This window comes from Streptomyces sp. NPDC004111, from assembly GCF_042874215.1.
Taxonomy (GTDB): domain Bacteria; phylum Actinomycetota; class Actinomycetes; order Streptomycetales; family Streptomycetaceae; genus Streptomyces.
The window spans coordinates 81,034-104,039 of sequence record NZ_JBIAMU010000020.1 but is presented as its reverse complement, the minus strand read 5'-3'; the positions used below and the strand labels follow the sequence as shown (position 1 = coordinate 104,039).

Genomic DNA, 23,006 nt, shown 5'->3' with positions numbered 1-23,006 from the left:
AACGAGAGGTGCAGCGCCATGACCGACAGGTACGCGGACACGATTCTGGTGGGTGGGCAGGTCAGGACGTCGTCGGGCCGGGCCGAGGGGCTCGCCGTGCGCTCCGGCGTCATCGAGACGGCCGGCGACAGCGAGGAGGTGCTGCGGCGGCGCGGACCGGACACACGGGTCGTGGAACTGGCCGGCCGCACCGTCCTGCCCGGTCTGCACGACCTGCACGTGCACCCGGTCTACGCCGGGATACGAGAGCGCCGCTGCAAGGTCCCGCAGGGTTCGAACCTCGCCGAAACCCTCCGCATCGTCGCCGATCACGTGGACCGCGCCGCCCCCGGCACATGGGTCCTCGGCGGGCGGTGGGACACCTTCGCACTCGGCGTCTCCCCGGACCGGACCATGCTCGACACCGTCGCCCCCGACACCCCGGTCCTCCTGGAGGACACCAGCGGACACAGCTCCTGGGCCAACAGCGCGGCGCTCCGGGCGGCCGGAATCGGCCCCGGCACACCCGACCCGGTGGGCGGCTTCTACGAGAGGGACGCGACGGGCAGCCCGACCGGCATCCAGCGCGAGTCCGCGGTCGAACTGCTCGCCGCCACGGCCCCCCAGCCGCCCGACGAGGACGTCGAAGCGGCGCTGGAGTGGGCCCTCGACGAGATGCTCTCCCACGGCATCACCTCGTTCACCGAAGCAGCGGTCGGCTTCACCGCGGGACCGCAGGCCGAACTGCGCGCCTACACCCGCCTCGCCGCGCGCGGAGTCCTCAGGCAGCGGGTGCGGCTCAGCCTGGTGTGGTTCCCCCACGACCCCTCGTGCGAGGACGTGATCGCCACCCGCAACCTCCACGCGAGCAGCCGCGTCAGGCCCGACTGCGTGAAGGTCTTCCTCGACGGGGTACCGACCGACAGCCACACCGCGGCGATGATCGAACCGTACGCGGACACCGTGGCGGGACGCGACGACGAGGCCACCCGCCACGGAATGCTCGCCATCGCGCCGGACGTCCTCAACCGGGCGGTGACCCGGTTCGACCGGATGGGCCTCACCGTCAAGTTCCACGCGGCGGGCGACGCGGCGGTCAGGGCGGCACTGGACGCCATCGAGGCCGCCCGCGCGGCCAACGGGCCCGGCCCGTACATGCACAACGTCGGGCACTGCACGTTCGTGACGAAGAGCGACATCGAGCGCGCCGCGCGGATCGGCGCCACGTTCGAAGTCTCCCCGTACCTGTGGCGTCCCTCCCCGATCTGCTCCGACATCGCCGCCGCCGTCGGCCCGAAGGCGATCGAACGCATCTGGCCGGTACGGGAGATGCTGGAGGCCCGCATCCTCGTCGTGCCCGGGTCCGACTGGTGCGTCGTGCCGTCGGTGAACCCGTGGTGCGCCATCGAATCGCTCGTCACCCGCCAGGAGCCGGGAGGCAGCACCGAGGGCCTCGGCGAATCCCAGTCCATCACCCTGGAACAGGCCTTCGACCTGTTCACGGTCAACTCCGCCCGCCACGAGGGCATGGCCCCGCGCGTCGGACGGATCGAACCGGGCATGCTCGCCGACGTCATCGTCGTCGACCAGAACCCCTTCGACGTACCGATCACCCAAGTGCACAGCACCGAGGTCCAGATGACCTTCATCGAGGGCGAACAGGTCTTCGACGCCCAGACGCGCCGTCCGCGATCCTCTGCGGGGTGAGCCGACGGGGGCGGGGTGCTGCGAATCGCCTGAAGAAGCTCAAGTCGCCCTCCAGGCATGCGGGGCAGGGAGGGCGTCGTGCCGGGGGCGGTGGCGTCAAGGGTGCCATTGCACCGTCACCCACCCGGTTCGCTTCCCCGGAGCGGGGAGGGCCGTGACCGAACACTGCGCTGTGTAGTCGTGATGCTACGTTCTGAAACGATCTGAACGAAGCCGGGCCACCAGGGTTCGCAGCAGTACACCACCGAGGTGGCGATCCGCGTGTGCCGTGACCGGGGCTTGCTGCACCCCGACAACTGCTTCGTGACCGAGGCCTGCAGCCGCTGGCCGGCCGGTCGACCAACGTGGAGGCCGGGCCGGCCGGTGCGGCCTCCGCCGTACATCCGCACAAGGGAGTTCCCGTCACGATGGACGCCATTCTTCGCGCCCGGAGCGTAGACCTGCTCTACGGATCGCAACAAGCCGTCAGAGGTGTGGACTTCGCCCTGAGGCCCGGGGAGGTCGCCGCGGTCATGGGTGCCAGCGGATCCGGGAAGTCGTCGCTGTTGTACTGCCTTGCGGGAGTGCTTGCCCCGTCGAAGGGATCGGTGTCCTTCGACGGTGTCTCCTTCTCCGAACTCACCGACGACGCGCTCAGCACGTTGCGCCGGGAGCGCTTCGGATTCGTGTTCCAGTACGGCGAGTTGCTGCCCGAGCTGACGATCGAGGAGAACGCCGCCCTTCCCCTGCGCCTCGCCGGGCAGCGCAAGGCCCCTGCGCACGCCGCGGCCGCCGCGGTGCTGGAGCGTCTGGGGCTGGCAGAGCTGAAGCAGCGTCGTCCCTCGCAGGTGTCCGGTGGACAGAGCCAGCGGGTGGCCGTCGCTCGGGCCCTCGTGCACCGGCCGGCCGTGGTGTTCGCGGACGAGCCGACCGGCGCGCTGGACAGCGCCAACGCCGCCGCCGTGCTCGATGAGTTCCTGCATCTGGCGCGCTCGCAGGGCACAGCGGTGGTGATCGTGACGCACGACCCGGACGTCGCCGCACACGCGGACTGCCAGTACACGATGACCGACGGAGCCCTCGTCCAGCGGGTGGCAGCGTGAAGCCCTCGACCCCACGGCCCTCCGGAGCATCCGGCGTGACCACCCTCCTGCTCGGGTTGCGGCTGCTCTGGTCCGGCGAGCGCAAGGGGCGGATCCGATTCCTGCTGATGTCGCTGGGGTGTTCGCTGGGGGTGGCCTGTCTGGCCGCCGTACTGACCATTCCGGCGATTCTCGCCGCGCACGACGGACGTTCTGCCGCCCGCGCACCTCGGGCCGTACCGGAGGTCATGCACGCACGGTCGGCCGCCGACACCCTCTTCGCCACCCGCCAGGACCCCTACGGCGCGAGCCCGTTCACCCGAATCCTCGTCGCCCGCCCTGCCGCAGGACCAGCTCCCGTACCGCCCGGCCTGGACCGGCTGCCTGCCCCGGGCGAGGTCTACGTCTCGCCCCGGCTGCGCGAGATCCTGGCTGCCGAGCCCGGCCTCGCGGGGCTGTTGCCGGGCCGTATCACCGCGACGATCGGGGCCACCGGGCTCGCCGCGCCCGACGAGCTGTACGCCTACCTCGGGCAGAGCCGCGCCCAACTCCCTCGCGACGCAAGACCGCTGGCCTCCTTCGGCTTCTCGTACTCGCCGTCCCCGGCCGTGGACGCCTCCACCCTCGACATCCTGCGCTTCACCCTCGCGTGCCTGGTCCTGCTGCCGCTCACCGTGTTCCTGTCGGTATGCGCACGGCTGTCCGCCGAGTCACGGGCACGCAGGCTGGCCTCCTTGCGGCTGCTCGGGCTCAGCGTCAAAGGCACCTTGCGCGTCAACGCGGTCGAAACCGTCACCGCCGCCCTCATCGGGGCGGTGCTCGGCATCGGCGCGTACTTCCTCGTCAACGAAATCATGGCCCGCGTCGGGCTGCCCGGACTCCAGTGGTACGCAGCCGACGGCCGTCCCTCCGCAGTCACCCTGGCCGTGTGCCTGCTCGCCTGCCCGGCCCTGGCCTGGTTCGTCGGCCGGCACCACGCCCGGGAAGCGGCACTCTCACCGCTCAGCGTCCGCCGCAGCGCACAGCGCAAGCCCCCGGGAAAGTACGGACTGGTCCTGCTGCTCCCCGGCCTGGGCATCATCACCGGCTATTGCGTCCTCGGCGCCCTGGGACGTTCCTCCGAAGGATCCGCCGACGCCGTGCTCGTCCCCGCAGCGGTTCTGCTGACCGGCAGCGGACTTGTCCTCGCGCTCGCTCCGATCACCTCCTGGCTGGCCCGCCGTCTCGCCGGTCGTACCCAGTCCCTCCCGCTCACCCTCGCCATGCGCCGCAACGAGATCGAGCCCGGCAGCTCGCTGCGCGTCGTGACCGGCCTGGTTCTCCTGGTGTTCGCCGCCTCACTCACGCAGGGCGTACTCGTCGAGCTCAGCCAGATCAGCCGCCCCACGTCCCCCACCCAGGAGTACCGACTCGCCTCCGACGACATCGGTGCCGGACAGCGTGCCCGGATGGCTCAGGTGGCAGGCGTACGCGCACAGGCCGTCACCGCCGACTCCTGGATCCCCGACCTGGGCAGTCCCGCACCCCGCATCAGCGCCGTCGTCGCCACCTGCGCGCAACTCGCCGCATTCGCCGACGTGGCCCCCGGCTGCGTCGACGGGAAAGTGCTGCGCCTGACCGACTCCCATACCTCCGTGGACCTCGACGCCCACCGCGGGAAGAGCTACCCCTTCCTCCTTGAGCCGTCGAGGCCCTCAGGACACGCTGCGAAACTACCCGTGGTCCTCCCGGAGGACTCGCTCGCCTTCCACGCCCGCCAGCCCTCCGCCCTCACGAGTGCCGATGTACTCGTCCCGCCCTCCCTCCTCCCGTCGGGCACACGGCTCGCGGACAGTGACTTCCTCCTGGTCACCAGCTCCGAACCCGCGGCGGTGCGCACCGCACTCGACGGCATCGGCGCGCTCGCGCCCACCGCGGACATCGAAGCCATCGGCGTCAACGTGGAGGCCCTGCAACAGATCACCGTCATCAAGAGCCTCCTCGCCTCCGGCATGATCCTCGGCCTCGTCATCGGCGTGGCCGCCTTCGTCGTGTCCGTCGCGGACCGTGCCATGGAACGCCGAAGCCAGGTGACCGCCCTGGCCCTCCTCGGTGCCCGCCCCGCGACCCTGCGCACAGCACAGTGCGTTCAGGTCCTGCTGCCCCTGGCCATCGGTCTCACCGCGGCCCTGATCGCCGGCCGCCTCGCCGAATCCAGCTACCTCATCACCGGCGGCGGGGACATCTTCTGGGACGCCGACGGCCTCCCGCTCCTCCTCGCGAGCACGCTGGGGGTGCTGGTGGTCGCGGGTCTCGCTTCTCTGCCGCTGGTCCGACGGCATGTCGACCCGGAACACATCAGACGCGACTGACCCGCCGCGCCGCACCTCCGGCCAACCGGCCCGAAGCCCTAGAAGAAGCCCACCTTCTTCGGCGAGTACGACACCAGCAGGTTCTTCGTCTGCTGATAGTGGTCCAGCATCATCTTGTGCGTCTCGCGGCCGATGCCCGACTGCTTGTAGCCGCCGAACGCCGCGTGGGCCGGGTACGCGTGGTCCTAGTTACGAGCGACCATACACCCTGTCGAGGGCATAAGCCCAGGTCAGAGGCCCGTCGCTCGTGCGGGGGATTAGTTAGTTTGTTTGATACTTTGCGACCGCCCTCCGTTGGTACGGTCGGCTTGGTCGGCGCTGTTCAAGGCGCTGGCCAGGGCGAGCACCACGCTAGGGGAGGGCTCGACAGGAGCGCCACGGAAGTGGCGGGGAAGGCTGGAAAGTGCCCGACAAGCGCTCAACCGAGACGGTCCGCAGGAACCTCGACAAGGAGGTGCCTGGGATCGGTCAGCCTGGCGCCATCTTTAACCTGGACGACGTGGAGAGCTTCGCCAGTGATGTACAGGGCTGGCTTCAGGCGAACACGGAGATCTCGGAGAAGACGATCAAGAACGCCGATTATGAGGCACTGCTCTCGGAATGGCGAGAGAAGCGGGCCTGGTCGGTACCGGTCGAGACCGAAGGTCAGACCGAGCTTGAAATTCAGACCGAGCCCGAAAAGCAGATGACCCTCGAAGAGGCCCAGGTGGTCGAAGAGGAAGACGAGCCTGCCGTCGAGAACGAGATCGATAAGGCCGTCCACAAGGAAATGGAAGACGAAGTCCGAGAGGATCTGGACCAGCTTCAAGCTGAACTCGACAGCCTTCCGTACGCGGTCCCGGAACCTGGTCCGAAGGGGCGCCCCTGGCTCGGGAAGGATGCCTGGCACGGCATCGCTGGAGAGATCCTGGAGTACGTCAGCCCGGACACCGAAGGTGACCCGGCCGGAATCCTCGCCACCATGCTCAGCTCTTTCTCCTGCCTGGTCGGCCACGACCGCATCGTTCGCGGCTCGGTGAAGCAGCGGGTGAACGTCTGGCACATCCTGATCGGTGAAACCGGTGACGGTCGAAAGGGCACGGCGGCCGACCGTGCTCTGGAAGTGATGGAGCGGATCAACCCTCGCTTCTTCGAGAAGAACACCACGTCGACCCTGAACTCCGGCGAAGGTCTGATCTCGTCTGTCCGTGACGGCATGGACGAAGAGGAGATCGCTCGCCGTGAGGAGAACGGTCAGCTCGTGGACTACGGAGTCGACGACAAGCGGCTGCTCGTCATGAGCACCGAGTTCGCCAGGATCATGGCCAAGACCCACGGCACCACACTGGGCCCAGTTCTGCGTGACGCGTGGGACGGCAAGACCCTGAACAACCACTCGATGGACGCCCTGGTCGCGACCAAGCCCCACATCACGGTCATGGGGCACGTCACGGGTCAGGAATTCGCTGACCGACAGAAGCCGAGCGAGATGGCCGGCGGTACGTGGAACCGCTTCGCCCCGATCTTCGTGCACAAGCCCCACGACATCCCGTGGCCGGTGGAGCCCGACGACTGGGACACGAAGCTGGACCACTTCGCTGACCGTCTGCGTGAGGCCGTCTTCAAGGCCGGTGGCAACGACAGCGTGGTGACCTTCTCCAAGGAAGCCGAGCTGCACTACCGCAGGCACGTCTACCCCGAGTTCAAGGACTCGGACGACGACAGCCCCGTCATGAAGCAGTTCACCCAGCGACGCCTTGCGCACCTGGTGCGAGTGGCCGGTGTGTACGCCCTCATGAACGAGCGGGAAGAGGTGTCGCTCGGAGACCTGAAGGCCGCCAAGGCGTTCGTGGACTACATGATCGAGTCCGCTCGGTTCGTCCTGGAGACCTACCCGCCCAGCGGTTCCGGCTCGACGGCCGGCGGAGGCCGTGACCGCAGCAAGAACATCTCGCTCCCCGAGGACATCGAGATGCTGCGGCACGCGCTGAAGGAGGCCGGGGAGAGCGGGCTGAACCGGACGCACATCACGACCAAGGTCATGAAGTTCCGGCGCTCCGCAGCCGAGATCGACGGAATGATCGAGAAGCTGAAGGCCGTACAGAAGAAGCGCCACAACCCCAAGGGCGGTCGTCCGCTGGATGTGGTCTACCACCCGGAGTTCGCTCCGAAGGAGATCGAGGAAGCGTGAAGTTCATCGTTCGGGAAGAGGGAGACACGCGCTACCTCTTCCCTGACGGGACCGTGGACATGATCGGCTTCGTCCGGTCTCAGGGTCCCCTCCTGATGGCGTACTACGACCCCGAGGGAGACGAGCCTCCGCGGCTCGTGAACCCCGAGGCGATGAACCTGGACGACGCCATCGAGGCCATCGCCAGGGCAGCAGGATGCACCGAGTACACGTACGAGATCGAAGGCGACGAGACCGACCCGGAGCAGCAGGCCGAGGACGAGAGGCAGATCCGCGCCGCGCTCGTCGAGGCCGGACGGATGGGGGCCTCCGTGGCCGAACTCATCCGGGCCACCGAGCACCGCCTCACGGCGGAACAGGTGGTCGACATTGCCCTCCGTCTGGGTGCTGTCGCGGGGAAGTCCTGGACCGGGTGGGGACTCACCAAGGGCAGGCACACGATCAAGTACGCACTGATACAGGAAGACACCGAGTGACACAGCACAACCAGACCGAGTTCGACCGGGTCAGCAGCACCTACGCGACCCAGAGCGACGAGGTCAACTGGCACGAACTTCTGGACCAGATCGAGCGAGTGGCCCGGAAGGAATACCGCACCACCAAGGAAGACCACCAGCGGACCATGGAACTCCTCTGGAACCACCTGGAGGGGAAGAAGACCCGGGGTGGAGTCGGCTGGCTCACAGCCCACTACGAGGAGCTGAAGGACACCCGGGATGACTCCCAGATCGGGATCTTCGTAGCGGTCTACGAGAACGTGGCCGGCCTCGGTGGAGGCGCCAGTGCCTGAAGTTCCGGGAGGAGAGTTCGACTTCCGGATGTGCGAGGTGTGCGGGGTTGTCCTCAACCCCGTCACCGTCCGCGACCCGGAGACCTACGAGAGGATCGGGGAGCCCTGGTACGAGCACCCCGACTGGTACGAGCTGCACTGGCCCGAGGAGCACGAGCCCGTACCCGTGCACGGCACGCCCCTCGTGGCGCACACACCGTGCGACATCTGCCATGGCGACGATCCGCGGTGGGGCTTCCTGCCTCGCACGGACATCCTGGCCGTCCTCCCGGGCGGCGTCGTCCTGGACCACGGTGGCATCTGGTACATCTGCGACGGCTGCAAGCAGGCCGCCACCAGACGCTCCCTGAACAAGATGCTCCAGCGCTGGTGGGACAGCCCCGTCATCAACGCCGAGATGACCCTCGAAGAGAAGAAGGCGCACCGCAGCACGGTCGTCAAAGACCTGTACAAGGCGTTCATCAACTCACACCCGGCAGGCCCGTACGAGCTGCGCCTCCGCAACGACAACCCCCAGGGGAAGCCGCGATCCCGTCGCGGCATGTAAGGACACACTTTTGAGCAATGAGCGCGACCCCGGCAGTCTGATCGTTTCCACGCTGGAGAAGGCGTGGCGAGACATCCAAGCCAGGCACCCCGAGGTGCCGAACGTCATCTTCATCACCGGGACCGGGATGGTGAAGGACGGAGTGAAGTGGGGACACTTCCACGCAGAGCAGTGGATCACCGAGAGCGGCCGAATACACGAGCTGTTCGTCTCCGGTGAGGCCCTGAACCGTGAACCGGTCGAGACCATGACCACGCTGCTCCACGAGGCCGGACACGGCGTCTGCTTCGAGAAGGGCATCAAGGGGACCTCCCGCCGGGGGAAGTACCACAACCAGCGCTTCGTGAAGGAGTGCGAGAGCCTGGGCCTGATGTGGCCCGAGGGGCAGAAGCCGGACACCACGCGGGGCTTCTCCGCTGTCGTCATGAGGCCGGAGACCATCGAGGCGTACGCGACCACGATCGAGGCCCTGAAGGAAGGCCGAGCCGCCTGGAAGGAGCTGGGACTCGCCCCGGCCGACGAGGCGAAGCCGAAGTCCACCAACACCAAACCGAAGGCGGAGTGTGCCTGCCCCGGGCGGTACATCTGGACCGCCGCCAAGACCCTGGAGGAGAACCCCGTGATCTGCGGAGGCTGCGACACCGAGTTCATGATGGTGAGCTAGAGCGTGTCTCCCAGACCCTCGCAGGGCAGGCGCGGGAAGGCAGTTTCAGGCCAACCAGGCGAAAGCTCGCTGAGGACTGCCTGCGCTGGTGGGATGCTGCCCTAGAAGATCATCAAGCTAAGGAGCCTCCCCCATGCCGGTCGACACCCCCGCAACTCGGCAGAACCAGCACCTCATGCCTGGGCAGAACTGGATCGTTGCCGGGAAGTTCCCCCAGAGCACGAGCTCAGGGCAGGCTGACCCGGACGCTCCTGAGGACATCCTGAACAACACGCCGCCTGCTGACGGCAAGTTCGCCAGCTGCGGCAACCCGGTCGCGGTGTTCCTCGACGAGACCACGAACAACGGGAACCCCTGGCCCCGGACACGGGTCATCTCGGGCCAGGCCATGACCGTCAACCTGGCAACCCGCCCGGGGACGCTGGTACGCCGGATCTACATCGTTCCCACCATCCCGGCCTGGAACCCCAAGCAGAAGCTGACCCGTGCCCAGTTCGAGTTCAGCCAGGATGCGACCACCTACCCCTACTACCGACTCTTCAGCGCCACGCCGTACTTCGGCGCCGCGGCCAGCGAGAACATCCTCAACGGCGGGCTCGCCTTCGTGAACGACCAGTTCTCGTTCAGCTTCAACGTGCCGACGCGCCCGAACGGCCCCCACAGCCTCCTGCTGGTCGTCGAGTTCGCAAACAGCGGCGATGCCCTCTACAACGTCATCGACCTGGAGTACGTTTCCTCCCTGTAGGTCGAGCGTCTCGCAGGCTCTGCCCGCTCTGCTATCTCCGGGCCCAGACGAGGATCGCGGCAAGGTGCAACGCGGCCTGGTATGCGACAGCAAGCTTGTCGCACCTCATCGCCAGGCCGCGCCACTGCTTGAATCGGGCAATGCACCGTTCGACGGCATTGCGCTCCTTGTAAGTCTCGGCGTCGAAGTCGGGCGGGCGGCCTCCCGCTCGACCTCGCCGCAGCCGGTGACCGACCTGGTCGGCGGGCTGCGGGATGACTGCCCGGATGCCGCGTTGGCGCAGGTGCCCGCGAATCGCACGGGAGGAGTAGGCGCGGTCCGCCAGCACCACTGAGGGGCGGGTTCTTGGCCGGCCAGCTCCCTTTCGCGGGATCCGAAGCCCGGCCATGACCGCTTCGAAGGCCGGCGCATCGCCAGCTTGGCCTCCGGTGACGTGGAGGGAAAGAGGTCGCGCCCGGCTGTCACTGGCCAGGTGCACCTTGGTACTCAAGCCGCCGCGCGATCGTCCGAGCGCGTGGTCTTCGGGCTCGGATCGACCTGGTGTTTTCCTTCCTTGGGCACCAGCCGCATGCTGGTGAGCTCGGCAGACGGTGGAGTCCACCGAGACTGTCCAGCCCACGTCGCCCTCGGAATCAGCCGCGGCAAGGAGGGCCGTCAGTATCCGCTCCCACGTGCCGTCCACGGCCCATCTGATCAGGCGCTTGTGGGCGGTCTGAAAGGCCCCCAGCTCTTCCGGCAGGTCACGCCACGGCGAACAGGTTCGGTACTTCCACGCGATCGCCTCCACCGTCCGGCGGTGGTCAGCCCACCGCCGTCCACGGACCGGGTTGGCAGGCATCAGCGGCTCGATCCGCTCCCACATCGCATCAGTGATCACTAACCGGACAGACACATCCGATCAACCGACGACCCGGTCAAGGAGACACGCCCTAGCCACCTTGCTGCGTAAATGACAAAAGGCCCCCGGCCGACAGGAGTTGTCCTGCCAGCCGGGGGCTGCCTTTTACTTGGTCAGGGTGTACGTGCCCTGGTCGAGGTCCACCTCGGACACCTTCCGCATGGGAGCGGTGGTGGTCGTCTTGGTGAGGGTGCCGGCGCGCAGCGCCTCGTTCTCCGCCAGGAGCAGCGCGAGCTGTCGCTCGTGCCCCTCCAGCTCCGGAGTCTCCGCAAGGGCCTCCTCCGTCTTCTGGTCCTCGATCCGCTGGACCTGGTGGCCACCGACCACGACGGCCGCCACGACGGCGAGGATCGCCTCCTGGGGCAGTCCGGGTATGTACACCGCCGCGAGGGCGAGGAGCGCTGTGACGATACCCATCACCCGCGCCGGGTTGTTCTTCAGTTCCTCCATGGATGGCTCCTTTCCTAGGCCGCTTCCTGCGGCAATGAGAAGTCGCCCAGAACCCCGGAGGAGTCGACGGCCGCGATGATGGCGGTGATCGACTCGTCCCACTGGAGTTCCGGGCCTTCAGAGTTCGTGTACGCGTACGTGGTCTCGGGGGTCTTCTTGACCCCGGTCGGGCCCTTGTTGGATGTCCAGTGCACCTCGTACTCGGCTGCACCAGGCACGGCATCCCAGGAGACCTGCCAGCGGTTCCACGCGGGCTTGTTGCGCTCCAACTTCACGTTCTTCGGAGCGGGCAGAGTCCCTGCCGGTTTGGGCTCGTCGGGCCGTACGAGGGTGATCCAGGCATCGGGGGACTCGGAGTCCGCAGCACCGGAGGCGTTCCGCGCCCGGACGCGAAGCTGGTACTTCGGCCCCACCTCGTGGTCCCAGAGAGGATTCTCGACGAGGATGAGCTTCGTACGGACGTGGCTCTCCCCGCCGTCGATCCAGGACCCCTTCGCGTGCCCCCACCGGATCGTGTAGCTCTCGGCCTTTCCGCCGGTTGGTGGTGAGTCCCACTCGGCCTTGATGAAGACCTGGCCGTCCTGATTGACCTGGGTCAGGCGCGCGGTCGGCACTCGGCCGGGCTTCTCCAGCACCGGCATGGGTGGGTCGTTGGTGTAGAAATTCGCCCACTCGCCGTCGACCCTGATATAGGCCGCTCGCGGCTTCACCCACTCCGTGCCGTCGAAGTACTTCAGGTCCTTGGTGGCGGACCACTTCGAACCGTCGTGGAACTTGGGAGTGAAGCGCACCATCACTCCACCTCGATCCAGATGTCTCCGTTCTTGAACGCGCCGGTCGGCACGTCCTTCTGCACGATCACGTCGGGCTTCGCTCGCACGTCCCGAAGTGCTTCGTCTGCTGCTACGGACACTTGGGCCAGCTCGGCGTGCGTCACCACGTCGTCCGGGACCTTGACCTTGTCGATCTTCTCGTTGAGCTGGTCGATGGTCGGGGATGTGATCTCCCCGGCCGCCTCAACCCGACCGTCCTCGCCAACGTAGAACAGCACGTCTCCGAACCCGTCCGAACGAGGCTTGTAGAGCCCGATGGGATCACTGCCACTCGTGGTGTTGAACATCAGGTCCAAGTCCCCGCGCATACCTGTCGCGATCCTGACCGAGCCCGAGTCCCTGATCTCGAACCTGCCACCCCGAGCGCTCAGGCCCTTCTCCAGGGTCAGATCCTCGGTGAACGTGTTCGAGCCGGTGAACCGGTGATCCTTTCCAGCGTTGAATCCCTCGCCGTCGAGGCCCTTCTCGCCAGGTGGGCCCTGAAGTCCCTGCGGCCCCCGAGGGCCTGTATCACCCTGAGCGCCCTTCGGGCCGGTAGCGCCGACCTCACCCCTGGCTCCGTCCTTGCCAGGCTCTCCGCGGGGCCCTGCCGGCCCCTGGGGTCCCTGCTGACCTTGTGGGCCTACGTCACCCTTCGCTCCGGTCTCCCCCCGCTCACCACGAGGCCCGGCGGGGCCCTGCTCGCCCTGCGGGCCGACAGGACCACCAGGATCTCCCTTGTCGCCCTTCGGGCCCTGTGGACCTCGCTCGCCGTCCTTGCCCTGGACCGGGAAGACCTTGGAGTCGAGCTGACCGACGTTGATCGTCCGGAAGAAGTCGACACCCTCGGTGTAGGTCTTGCTGATGAAGGACCGGTACACCTCGGTGTCGTGGCCCTCCAGGTCCACCGTCACCCGGTACGGCCACTGCGGAGGGTTCGACCCTTCGAGATCTCCCGGGACCAGGTCGATGGTGAACTTGCCCTCGTTGTCGAGCTTGGCCGTGACGTGCCGAGGTGCGATGTACCCCACGGGCAGAAACGCGCCGCTGGGGATGTAGAACGTGACCTCTCCGGGGACCGGCCGGCCTGTCGGATCGAGGATGGTTCCGGTGACGGTCACCTTCGGAATCTGCTCGTCCAAGGTGCCTCCCTTCAAAGAAGAGGGCCCCTCCGGAGAGGGGCCCTCACGAACATGTTGATCAGCCGATGAAGCGCGCCGGGTCGACCTGCACGCCGTTGGCGATGACCTCGAAGTGCAGGTGCGGCCCGGTCGAGTTGCCGGTGGTTCCGACGTTCCCGATCGGGGCTCCGCCGTTCACCTCCTGGCCCACACCGACGCTGATCGCGGACAGGTGCGCGTACCGGGTCTTGATCCCGTTGCCGTGGTCGACGACCACCGAACGCCCGTAGGCGCCAGCCCACCCCGCGGACTCCACCCGGCCGCTCTTCGCGGCCACGACGGACGTGCCCTGCGGCGCAGGGAAGTCGAGCCCGGTGTGAGCGCCCGAGGACCACATCGAGCCCTTCTGGCCGAACGGCGTGCCCTTCGGGGCCTGTACCGGCTTCACCCAGCCCGAGGACTGCGGAGTGGTCACCGTCTCGTCCTTCGGCTGCTCCACGGAGGGCTTCTGCTCCTGCTTCGGCACGTCCTTCCCGGGGTCGTACGTCGAGGCGTGCTTGCCCTGGCCCCCAGCAAGCTGCGCCACCAGGCGAGCCGATGACAGCTCGAAGAGACCCGGAAGCGACGGGCTGCCGGAGAGCTGCACGCGGTGCGACAGCTCCACCAGAGGCACCGAGGTCAGGTACGTGTACGTCGAGCTACCGAACTTCTCCTTCAGGGTCGAGAAGAACTTCGCCGCCGCGTAGTGCGGGTCGGTCACCTGCGCGACGGACCCCCAGCCCATCGAGGGCCGCTGCTGGAAGAGGCCGGCGGAGTCGCGGTCGCCACCCTTCAGGTTCACGAGGCGGCTCTCCTGGTACGCCGTGGCGATGCCGACGACGGCCGCGCGCTCACCGCGCTGGGCACCAGGGCCGAACGCCTTGATGGCCTCCTCGCGGATGATCCGTGCGTTCTCCAGCTCGGCCGCGTTCAGCGGACGGTCCCAGCCCTTCTGGACACCCTGAGTGGGAAGCGGGAGCAGGCTCTCGACGGAGACGCCGGCATTCGTGATCGGGGGAGTGACCGGAGGCTTCGAGGTCTCGTTGCCTGTGCTCGGCTTCACGTTCGGGGACACCGGCTTCGAGGGCTTCGTCTGCACCGTGTGGTCGCACGTGCAGTTGCACCCCGGCTTGTGGACGGTTTCCTTGTGGTTGGTGATCCCCTTGCCCGGCAGGTGCACGGTCTGACCCGGGAAGATCAGGTCCGGGTTCCCGAATCGCCCGGCGTTGGCCGCCAGGAGTGCCGACAGGGACACCTTGTGCTTCCGCGCGATGTCCCAGAGGGTGTCGCCCTTCTGCACCGTGTACTTCGTGGTCGTACCCGTGGGAGTCGTCGGCTTGCCCTGGTCGGGCTTCACCGAAGGCTTCGACGGCTCCTTGTCCGGCTTCGTAGGAACGACAGGCTTGCCCGTACCACCAGTAGACGGACCAGGCTTCTTGTCGGGCTCAGGCTTCGAAACAACCGGCTTCTCCTTGTCGGGCTTCTTCGACGGGTCGGGCTTGACCGGGTCCGGCTTCTTCGAGGGGTCCGGCTTCGCCGTCTCCTTCTTCGCCGGGATGTTGATCTGCTGACCCTCGCTGATCTTGTTGGGGTCCTTGATGTCGGGGTTCGCCGTCAGCAGCTCCCCGAGGGTCACGCCCAGGAGCGCGCAGATACCGAGGAGGGTCATCCCCTTCTTCACCGTGAACTTGCCCTTGGCCGGGGGCTTCTGGCCGCCGGTCTCAGGCAGGACGGTGGTCTCGTCCGTCGCACCAGCCTTGTACGCGGGGCGTGCGAAGCCGTGGATGCGCGGGTTGGAGATGTCGGTCCACTTCTCGTAGACCCCGTCGCCGTTGAAGTACTGGCCGTTGTACGAGCCCCCGGTGTTGCCACCGATGACCCGTATTCGGTTACCAGAGACCTCGGTGACCATGTCCACGTGCGTGCCGCCGGAGGCGCCGTACATGACCAGGTCGCCCGGCTTGGGGTTGGTGCGGTGGAACCGGCCACGCTGCTTGTAGTAGTTCGTGCAGGTCAGACACGAGGCCGTCAGCGGAATCACGTCGGTGTTGCCGGTCTTCACGGCCAGCCACGAGACCCACGTCTGGCACCAGGGCTGATGCTGAGCCCAGGCGAGGCCCGGGACCTCGGGCGGGTACTTCGTGTAGTTGTTGTTCCCTTCGCGGTACCCGAGCTGGGACCGGCCCTTGTCAATCATCGACTTGGCGGTGTTGGCCATGTCGCCTCCTTTCGTAGCCCCCCTGGGCACGCCAAAGGGGCCGCCCGCCTGGACGACCCCTTCGTTAGTTAGGTTGGTAATTTGGTCCGGCCCTCTCGGGGCTCGGGATTGTGCGGCGCTGCTCAGCCCACAGCCGAATCCGGCTTCGTGGCGGTCGTGTTGGGCGTCAACCCGTTCGACCGGAGCTGATGCTCGAAGTCCGCGGCGACACGGCGCCAGTAGTCAGCAACCTCCTGCATCTCGCGGAGTGCCTTGTTCGCTTCCGTGCGCCACTTCTCAAGATCTTCGATGTGCTGCGCGCGGGCCCGGTTGAACCCGTCGCGCTTCGCCTGCATCGCCTTGAATACGAGGCCCAGGGAGGCGAGACCACCAGCGCCGAAGACGGCCGTGACTATCTCTGCTGCCTGCAACGCGTGCCCTCCTTCCTGAAGTCGCGTAGCTCGCACCGCAAGGTCCAGTAGCGGGCGAGGAGCCAGCCGGCATGAGCGCCCACGACGAGCCCCATGCCGTACCGGCCGTACATGAATGAACAGATCACGTAGACCACGAAGGCCGTGATCCCGAGCGGCGCAGCCGCGTACTCAAGCAGGGGCTTCGCCCGAAAGGCGCCCCACGACATGAGCAGTGCGGACGTAGCGAGGAAGATCGCGAAGACGCTGTCCGTCGCGCGACCTCCCACGTTCACGAGCACCCTCGACGGAACCCACCACGTGATGGCGGCTCCCACAGCGAGGGCCAGGTACGTGAACCCTCTGATCAGGTCAGGCTTCACCGACCGCCTCCCTACTGACCGTTGAAGGTCGCCTTCAAGTAGCCGCCAGTCGTAAATTTCGGATTAGCGCCATTGATAGACACCTTGGCGTACACGTAGATCCGCTCTCCGGCGTTGTAATAGCGCTTTGGCACCGAGTAGACCTTCGTCTTCACCTTCGGGTTAGGGCCTGCCGTGTAGTCCTCCTTGACCACGTCAGTCCAGTTGTTGGCAGCATGGCGAATCGAGATCGTCGAGCGGATGCCTGCATTGAAGGTGCCGTCGCATTCGAGCTGTGCGCTAAACGTGTAATTGCCCTTCACTAGGATTTCCAAGTAGTGGCCCTTGTGGCCGTTTTCCTGGGCATACTCCACTAGCTTCATGCGACTGAGAGTGCCGCCCCAAGGAACCGCAGATTGCGCCCCCGACGGGAACGTTCCTGCCTTGGACTTGAGGTCGGCACTGATTATTTTGGGATCGCGTTCACCGTCTTCGTCAGGTTCGCAAGCTGGGTCTTGAGGTCGTTGATCAGCTTGTCCTGAGCGGTGTCCTTGGCCACCAGCTCGCCGTCCTTCTTGTCGAGCGCGGCGTGCTTCGCCTCCGCAGCCGTCTTGAACTGCCCCAGCTCGTTCACCTTCGCCTCCAGGTCCGGAGGGATCGAGGGCGTCTTCTCCAGCTTGTCGATGCGCACCGAGTGATCAGCGACAGCGGCGTCCGTAGACGACGCACGGGACTCCAGCACGGTCGTACGACGGTCCTGCTCGGCGTCGGACTGCTCGCCCTGCATGACACGGCTGATGACGCTGGAGAACGAGTTGTCGCCACCGGAGTCGAGCACGTGGAACGCGCCGGCCTTCGAGTAGATCACCGCAGCCCCGTCGACCGGAGCGTCCGGAACCTTGTCGGAGTCGTTCAGCGTGACCACGCCCGAGTCGATCTCGACGTTGCCCTCCTGGTCCACGACCGCAACCTTGTACCCGTCCTTGTCGTGCAGGGACAGGATGTCCTTCTCGCCTTCGGGCGGGTGGATGGTTGCTCCGCCGTTCACCACCAGGTCCCCGCTCAGGGTTGCCCCGGAGTTCGCCTCCAAGGTTCCCGGAGCACCCTCGGGGCCCTGCTCACCCTGCGGGCCTGCGGGACCTGTCTCGCCCGTGTCGCCCTTCGGGCCGAGCGGTCCACGATCACCAGGGATGCCCGGCTCGCCGTCGAGACCAGGGGCGCCGGCCGGACCAGCCGGGCCCGTGTAGAACACGGTCGGGGTGTCGATGTTGTTGTAGTCCTGGAGATCCTTGATGTTCCACTCCTCCTGCTCGGTCGGCAAGAAGATGTAGAACCGGCGGACGGCCAGGCCCGCCAACTCCTCGATCACCTCGTAGTGCAGGCCGCCCAGGATCTCCGTGTGGAAGCTGCCCGTAACGTCAAGATCGGTGACCCGAGACGAGCCACCGATCGCTGCCTCATCGAGGCGGTAGAACTGCTTCTCCGGTATCAGGAACCGGATGCGACCCCTGTGGGGCTCGCCCATCGGGCTTAGGTAGGTGCCCGTCACCTTGACCATCTCCATGATCCTCCTTATCCGGGGCCGGGCTCGCGGTTCAGAGTCCGCACGCGAGCGCCCCAGTCGTCCTGGCGGTGAATGCCGCCGGCAGGGTTGTGCTTGAGGTCGAGCAACGTCCCGTTGTCCGCCGTCTTGTAGGTGCTGAACGCAACGTCCGGGGGCCTGATCTGTGCCTTGTCCCGAGTCCTCGAACCGCTTCCGCGGCCGTTCTCTCCGAGCACGTCACCGTTCATCGAACGGGCCCACACCACGAACCAGCGCCGAGAGTCGATCTGCTGGGAAGCGTGAAGCCCGTCGTTCATGTCCATGTGCCGCCACTCCATCTCGAAGCGGTGCAGCTTGTTCGCGGCCCCGGCCTTGAAGTAGAAGTTCGGCCCCAGGCCCGCCACGTCGGAGCGCCACTCCGGGGGCGAGGTGCCGTGCTCGCGGGTGACGCCGATACCCATCTGGAAGTGGGGGGAGCCAGCGAACTCGAACTCCAGGCGAAGCAGGTCCGTCCGGGAGCCATGGGCCTGGATGATGTACCAGGGCCTCCAGCCGTCCGAGTTCACCAGCGCTCGCCACTGGGGGACGTTGATGTTGTACGAGAGTCCTCGGGAGGTCCAGCCGCCGAGGCCGGCGCCCACGCTCAGGCTCGGCCGGGAGACGCCCGTGACGAACGAGCGTCGGCCACTGCCGGAGAAGCCGTGCGTGTGCGACCCAGGACCAGCAGCGGCCCCCACGGAGCCGCCGTTGATGGCGTCGGCCCGGGAGACACCAGGGGTGCCCACGGAGCCCCAGGCGTTCACCGAGGTCGGGTAGTTCACCGACATGCTTCCGCTGTGCTGCTGATGGCGGAGCGGCTGCCAGGCGTTGAGGTACTGCGATGCCGCAACCTGCGTCACCGGGTACCGGTCGATTACGGCGTCCGGGGGAGGGAACTCCAGGTTCTTCAGCCGCCGGTCGAGCGTGGCCAGCGAGTTGTCGAGCCCGCCAGCGTAGGCGCGTTGATTCGCCACTACGTCCACTGTCCCTTCTTGAATAGGGACTCCTGGACGAGCGTCAGCTCGCACCGGTCCGTCCCGTCGCCCTCGACGTGCACGTGGTTCTCAGTGACGACGAAGGACTCCTTGATGACCATGAAGCCTGTGTCGGCCTCGACGTTGATCTTGATTCCGAGGTTCGGGTTCAGGGTCTGCGGGTCCTGGTAGGCACTCGGGTACGTGATGATCCGAGGCACGCGGATGCCCTTGTTGCCGAAGGCGAGCTGGGTCTCCGCACGGGAGTCCAGGGCCTTCGCGTCCGCGATCCGGTCGTACCGGCCGACAACGTCTCGCACAGGCAGTTCACGGCGCAGGATCAGGTTGTCCTTGCGGCGCCGGATCGGGAGGTTGCCGCTGCGCCCGATCGCGTACGACACGTTCGTCATCTGCGTTCCGTCGAAGTAGATCTCCGGGATCTCGCAGTTCACGCGGTCCTTCAGCGTCGGCAGGGGCTTGCCGTCTCGGCCAGTGGCCCACCGCGGAGTCCGGTTCGGGGTGTTCTTCATCCAGCAGCGCAGGTATTCGTCCGGCTGGTCCATGTTGGCTCGCGCCGAGTCCATCGCCAGGAAGAACCCGGACAGGTCGTCTGCCATGTCGAAGATGTCCCGGGCGCTCTCACGCCACTCACCAGGCTGAGCGTTCCAGTCGTATGCCCGCCCTGTGGTCACCAGGTGGTTGGGCTCGACGTTGATGCCCCAGTTCGTGTTCGCCACGATGATCTGCGAGCGGATGAGTTCGATCTGTTCCTTGGACTTCGCGGTGCCCGTGTGATGGCGGGTCTCGAAGAAGCTCATGAAGTCGCGGGCGTTGATCTGAAGCAGACGGGTGTTGAGGTCCATCCGCATGTTCCAGATGATCCCGGACCAGACGAGGTAGCTCTCCTGGCGCGTGTCCCAGTCCTCCGACTTGCGGACGATGCCGATGCAGTACTTGTACGGCTCGATGCCGGCCAGCTTCTTGAGCTCCGGCTGCCACTCGTCCGCGCCGTCGAGCGGGATGCTCACCGCGGCCTGGCCGATGTCGTCGAGCCTGAAGGAGTACTCGATGGACGCGGCCGGGATTCCCTTGGCCACCAGGTACGGGCGGAAGCCCTTGTACTTCAGGCTGTGGGTCTTGTGGAGCTTGTGGGCCGGGTCGTCGTACCGGTAGTCGCCCATCGGCTTCCACTTGTAGATCCGCACCTCGTAGGGGTTCTGAGGCAAGATCTCCTCCCTTCCAGCGCGAAGGGGGCAGCCGAAGCCGCCCCCTCACGCACGAAAGCCGCCTCACCGGGCGGCCTCTTACTTAGTTAGGTTGGTTGTTTGGCGAGGGGTCAGATCACCTGGATCAGCGAGATGCCGGAGTCAGCGGCGTCGGTGATCGTCGCGTCACCACCCACCGAGCGGGCGTACGCGTACACGCCGTCACCGGCCTTCAGGTAGATCAGGCCGCCGCAGGAGATCCGCCACTCGACGTTCGTCTCATGCGTCGAGAACGACTGGCCACCGATGATGCTGTTGTCGCTCTTGCGCTTGACCTCCAGGAAGAACGAGCCCCGGTTCTTGTACTTGGTCAGCGCGTTGATGTTGCAGATGACCTGGTAGGTGCCAGTCACCTTCGCCTTCGCGACACCAGCGTTGTGGTCGAAGTCGGCCTCCGTGGCGTACCACTTGCTCTTGATCGGCACGACCTTCCAGGTGGCACCCACGGCGAGCTTCTTGAACACGCCCCGGCTGAAGAACGGAGCCTTCTTCTCGGCGTTGGTCATCCGCGTCGCGAGCTTCGAGATCTCGCCCTTGTTGCGGTTCACCTCGCCGGTAAGCGCGTCCTGGCCCTTGCGGAGGGCATCCGCGGCCGTCGCCGCCTCGCTGGCCTTGTCGATGGCCTGCTTACCCTGGTCGGCCGCAGCCGTGACCTCGTTGATCACATCCCGCTCACCGACGTACAGACGGCCTTCGCCCTGCACACGGATGTTTCCGGTGTAACCCTCCAGCGAGGTCAGGTCGCCCTTCTCACCCTTCTCGCCCTGGTCACCCTTCAGCCCCTGGGGCCCGACCGGGCCGATCGGACCGACATCACCCTGGGGCCCCTGCGGGCCCATGAGGCCGGTGATCTCCACCCAGGCCGCGACCTGTTCCGCATCCTCGGGCAAGGACTCGTCCTTGATGAACTGCTTCTGCCAGACGGAGCCCGTACCGCTGTGGAGGTACATGTCGCCAGGGGAACCCTCGGAGTCCGAGGGGTCGGACGAGTTGGTGTACCACTTGTCTCCGGACAGCACGCCCATGGACTTCCACACGCCGCTCACGCGCTCGAACAGCTCGTAGTTGAAGGCGTTCTCTGTGTTCGGGTTCGGGGTGTGAGTCCGCTGGATGTAGAAGTTGCCGTCGTAGGCATCGACCGGGGGAGTCTCGGTGCCCTGATGGATCGAGGAGCCGTCCCGGACCCACTTGAAGTCGCCCTGGAGCATCCACCGGCTACCGGTGAGCAGGTCCATGTACTGAGTGCCCGGACGGAAGAACGAGCGCTTGGCCGTGTCCGTCGTCGGCGCCGCCGGAGGCAGGCCCTCACGCGCCGGCCCCGTCTTGGTCACCATGTACTGCTCGGTCTCCGGCTTCAGCCGGTAGTCCTCGATGGCCCAGGTGCTCGGCGTCGGCCTGGTGAAGCGGGCCAGGATCAGGGAACCGTCCTTCGCGTCACCGATCGAGGCGACAATCTGGGGGATCACGTCCACCGGCTTGCCGAGCCCGTTGAACTCCGGGCTCTGCACCTGGAGCACGATGTAGCCCGAGCTGGCCGACGTGGTGAGCGTGAACTGCTTCGGCTCGGTCCGCTCGATCCAGATCATGCCCTGGCGGTTGTCCTTGTTGTTGTCCTTCACCCAGGCCCGGCCGGGCGAGATCAGGACCGTGTTCGTCGCGTCCACGTTGGGGTCGACGTAGAAGGACTCCTGGGTCTCGATGCCCTTCGTGAAGTCCATGATCGAGCCGAACATCCGGCGAAGATCCTTCGCGGCGTACTTGGCTCCGTTGGTGAAGTTGACGTTGGTTACATCTGCCATTGGCGATTCCTTAAATGAACTTGTCGAGGGTCCAGGAGACTTGACCTCGCAGGTAGGGGGCATCGGCGTAGAAGAAGGCGCTGGGGGAGCCCGGATTGCCGGACATGAGGTAACACATGACCGTGCTGCCGGGGTCGACCCGGAACCACTGCGCGAAGGTGAGCTGAGAGGTCACCTCGGTCCGCTTGCCCTGCTGGGTGACGAACGCCTTCCGGCTCTTGGTGTCGAACTCGAACATGTCTGAGGGGCCCAGCTCCAACGGAAGGCGCCCGTACTTCGTGATGCCGATCTTGCCGACCAGATCGCCGGTCGGAGCCTTGCCCGCCAGGTCCTCCACGGCGTAGCCGAGAGGGGGTTTCCGGGCTTCCAGCCACACACCGCCCTGCGCTGGTCCGTAGACCTTCGCGGCCAGGTCCGCGGACTGCATCGAGCCGTTCGCAACGACGGCCGGCACCTGCGCACGCATGTGGGCCGTGTTGGGTATCTCGATCCGATCGGAGGTGGAGAAGTCGAACATCGGCGTACCAAGGTCGGTGATGTCGATGCCGCCCTTGTCCCAGGTGCCCGCCACCATGTCGCGGTGGTAGGTGCCCGTCGCCCGAATCCAGGGGTCGGTGCACTCGAACTGCACGTCGATGATGGGGGAGAGGGTGGAGGCGTACTTCGAGTCGATCGTGACCGAGCGCTTTCGCACCCGGCCGCGGACCTTCGCCGCAGCACCCTGGGCGACACCCGGGATGCGGAAGTGCAACTCCTCCTCGCGCTCCCCGTAGGTGAAGGCGCCGTTGACCTCACCCATCAAGTCAGCGAGCTTGCTCTCGTCCTTCGCGAACACCCGGAAGGACAACTGGATCGTGCGACCACGCATCCAGTCGCGGCCCGGCCATCGGCCGTGCGTGGCGACCATCTCGATGTCGTAGTCCTTGATCTCCGGCATGTCGCCAATGCCAGAGATCTCAAGCGGAATCAGTGGGGAGTCGCCCCCGAGGAGGACCCCCCGATACCAGAGGGTCCACTCCTTCCCGGGGAACGAGTCCACGTGCGCGGAATCTCTCATCGTGGGGTCCTCACGTGGAAGGGGCC

The 23,006-nt window shown here is 66.4% G+C and carries 22 protein-coding genes and 1 pseudogene; 9 read left to right on the top strand and 14 right to left on the bottom strand.

From position 1 onward, the window contains the following. The first annotated feature begins 18 nt into the window (after nt 1-18). From ACFYVL_RS33620 to ACFYVL_RS33610, 3 genes are all read left to right on the top strand, one after another. A complete protein-coding gene (locus ACFYVL_RS33620; RefSeq protein ID WP_389251692.1) occupies nt 19-1,686 on the top strand; it encodes an amidohydrolase in 1,668 nt (555 codons plus the stop codon). Nucleotides 1,687-2,093: 407 nt separating this feature from the next. Then, the gene (locus tag ACFYVL_RS33615; protein ID WP_389251689.1) at nt 2,094-2,768 is read left to right on the top strand and encodes an ABC transporter ATP-binding protein; all 675 of its coding nucleotides are present in this window, start codon (nt 2,094-2,096) and stop codon (nt 2,766-2,768) included. Between the two features lie 35 nt (nt 2,769-2,803). After that, nucleotides 2,804-5,098, top strand: a complete 2,295-nt coding sequence (locus ACFYVL_RS33610) for an ABC transporter permease (protein ID WP_389251687.1) — start codon at nt 2,804-2,806, stop codon at nt 5,096-5,098. 38 nt (nt 5,099-5,136) lie between these two features. On the opposite strand, the pseudogene ACFYVL_RS33605 reads toward ACFYVL_RS33610, so the two are convergent. Further along, a pseudogene (locus tag ACFYVL_RS33605) lies at nt 5,137-5,280 on the bottom strand (aldehyde dehydrogenase family protein); the annotation flags it as partial. A 221-nt stretch (nt 5,281-5,501) separates the two neighbouring features. Here ACFYVL_RS33605 and ACFYVL_RS33600 point away from each other — a divergent pair. The 6 genes from ACFYVL_RS33600 (at nt 5,502) to ACFYVL_RS33575 (ending at nt 10,014) form a co-directional block, all read left to right on the top strand. After that, nucleotides 5,502-7,268 carry a DUF3987 domain-containing protein gene (locus ACFYVL_RS33600; protein ID WP_389251685.1) on the top strand — a complete coding sequence of 589 codons (1,767 nt, stop codon included), beginning with the start codon at nt 5,502-5,504 and terminating at the stop codon, nt 7,266-7,268. Next, nucleotides 7,265-7,744, top strand: a complete 480-nt coding sequence (locus ACFYVL_RS33595) for a hypothetical protein (protein ID WP_389251683.1) — start codon at nt 7,265-7,267, stop codon at nt 7,742-7,744. The genes ACFYVL_RS33600 and ACFYVL_RS33595 overlap by 4 nt, the downstream gene beginning before the upstream one ends. Beyond that, nucleotides 7,741-8,058, top strand: a complete 318-nt coding sequence (locus tag ACFYVL_RS33590) for a hypothetical protein (RefSeq protein WP_389251681.1) — start codon at nt 7,741-7,743, stop codon at nt 8,056-8,058. Before ACFYVL_RS33595 ends, ACFYVL_RS33590 begins: the two co-directional genes overlap by 4 nt. Continuing rightward, a complete protein-coding gene (locus ACFYVL_RS33585) occupies nt 8,051-8,605 on the top strand; it encodes a hypothetical protein (protein WP_389251679.1) in 555 nt (184 codons plus the stop codon). The genes ACFYVL_RS33590 and ACFYVL_RS33585 overlap by 8 nt, the downstream gene beginning before the upstream one ends. 10 nt (nt 8,606-8,615) lie before the next feature. Then, nucleotides 8,616-9,269 (top strand): hypothetical protein, encoded by a 654-nt coding sequence (locus ACFYVL_RS33580; protein ID WP_389251677.1) that lies wholly within the window; start codon nt 8,616-8,618, stop codon nt 9,267-9,269. 133 nt (nt 9,270-9,402) lie between these two features. Further along, nucleotides 9,403-10,014, top strand: a complete 612-nt coding sequence (locus ACFYVL_RS33575) for a lytic polysaccharide monooxygenase (RefSeq protein ID WP_389251675.1) — start codon at nt 9,403-9,405, stop codon at nt 10,012-10,014. A gap of 31 nt (nt 10,015-10,045) precedes the next feature. Here the strand turns inward: ACFYVL_RS33575 and ACFYVL_RS33570 are convergent, their stop codons facing one another. The 13 genes from ACFYVL_RS33570 to ACFYVL_RS33510 form a co-directional block, all read right to left on the bottom strand. Beyond that, nucleotides 10,046-10,906: an IS5 family transposase gene (locus tag ACFYVL_RS33570; RefSeq protein ID WP_389251673.1), complete on the bottom strand. Its 861-nt coding sequence runs from the start codon at nt 10,904-10,906 to the stop codon at nt 10,046-10,048. 111 nt (nt 10,907-11,017) lie between these two features. Then, entirely contained in the window at nt 11,018-11,362 is a 345-nt protein-coding gene (locus ACFYVL_RS33565; protein WP_389251671.1) for a hypothetical protein, read from the bottom strand. Between the two features lie 14 nt (nt 11,363-11,376). After that, a complete protein-coding gene (locus tag ACFYVL_RS33560; RefSeq protein ID WP_389251669.1) occupies nt 11,377-12,156 on the bottom strand; it encodes a hypothetical protein in 780 nt (259 codons plus the stop codon). After that, nucleotides 12,156-13,316 (bottom strand): hypothetical protein, encoded by a 1,161-nt coding sequence (locus ACFYVL_RS33555; protein WP_389251667.1) that lies wholly within the window; start codon nt 13,314-13,316, stop codon nt 12,156-12,158. Before ACFYVL_RS33555 ends, ACFYVL_RS33560 begins: the two co-directional genes overlap by 1 nt. Before the next feature lie 58 nt (nt 13,317-13,374). Further along, nucleotides 13,375-15,552: a peptidoglycan DD-metalloendopeptidase family protein gene (locus ACFYVL_RS33550; RefSeq protein WP_389251665.1), complete on the bottom strand. Its 2,178-nt coding sequence runs from the start codon at nt 15,550-15,552 to the stop codon at nt 13,375-13,377. A gap of 122 nt (nt 15,553-15,674) precedes the next feature. After that, on the bottom strand, nt 15,675-15,962 hold the full coding sequence (locus ACFYVL_RS33545) for a hypothetical protein (RefSeq protein ID WP_389251663.1): 288 nt from the start codon (nt 15,960-15,962) through the stop codon (nt 15,675-15,677). Beyond that, the gene (locus ACFYVL_RS33540) at nt 15,944-16,324 is read right to left on the bottom strand and encodes a hypothetical protein (protein WP_389251661.1); all 381 of its coding nucleotides are present in this window, start codon (nt 16,322-16,324) and stop codon (nt 15,944-15,946) included. Before ACFYVL_RS33540 ends, ACFYVL_RS33545 begins: the two co-directional genes overlap by 19 nt. Before the next feature lie 11 nt (nt 16,325-16,335). After that, complete coding sequence (locus ACFYVL_RS33535; RefSeq protein ID WP_389251659.1) at nt 16,336-16,686, bottom strand: hypothetical protein; 351 nt, start codon at nt 16,684-16,686, stop codon at nt 16,336-16,338. A gap of 83 nt (nt 16,687-16,769) precedes the next feature. After that, nucleotides 16,770-17,867, bottom strand: a complete 1,098-nt coding sequence (locus tag ACFYVL_RS33530) for a collagen-like protein (protein WP_389251657.1) — start codon at nt 17,865-17,867, stop codon at nt 16,770-16,772. Nucleotides 17,868-17,875: 8 nt separating this feature from the next. Then, nucleotides 17,876-18,859: a hypothetical protein gene (locus ACFYVL_RS33525; protein WP_389251655.1), complete on the bottom strand. Its 984-nt coding sequence runs from the start codon at nt 18,857-18,859 to the stop codon at nt 17,876-17,878. Continuing rightward, on the bottom strand, nt 18,859-20,085 hold the full coding sequence (locus ACFYVL_RS33520) for a hypothetical protein (RefSeq protein WP_389251653.1): 1,227 nt from the start codon (nt 20,083-20,085) through the stop codon (nt 18,859-18,861). Before ACFYVL_RS33520 ends, ACFYVL_RS33525 begins: the two co-directional genes overlap by 1 nt. 110 nt (nt 20,086-20,195) lie before the next feature. Further along, complete coding sequence (locus ACFYVL_RS33515; RefSeq protein ID WP_389251651.1) at nt 20,196-21,923, bottom strand: hypothetical protein; 1,728 nt, start codon at nt 21,921-21,923, stop codon at nt 20,196-20,198. Nucleotides 21,924-21,933: 10 nt separating this feature from the next. Beyond that, entirely contained in the window at nt 21,934-22,860 is a 927-nt protein-coding gene (locus ACFYVL_RS33510; protein WP_389251649.1) for a hypothetical protein, read from the bottom strand. Nucleotides 22,861-23,006 lie beyond the last annotated feature (146 nt).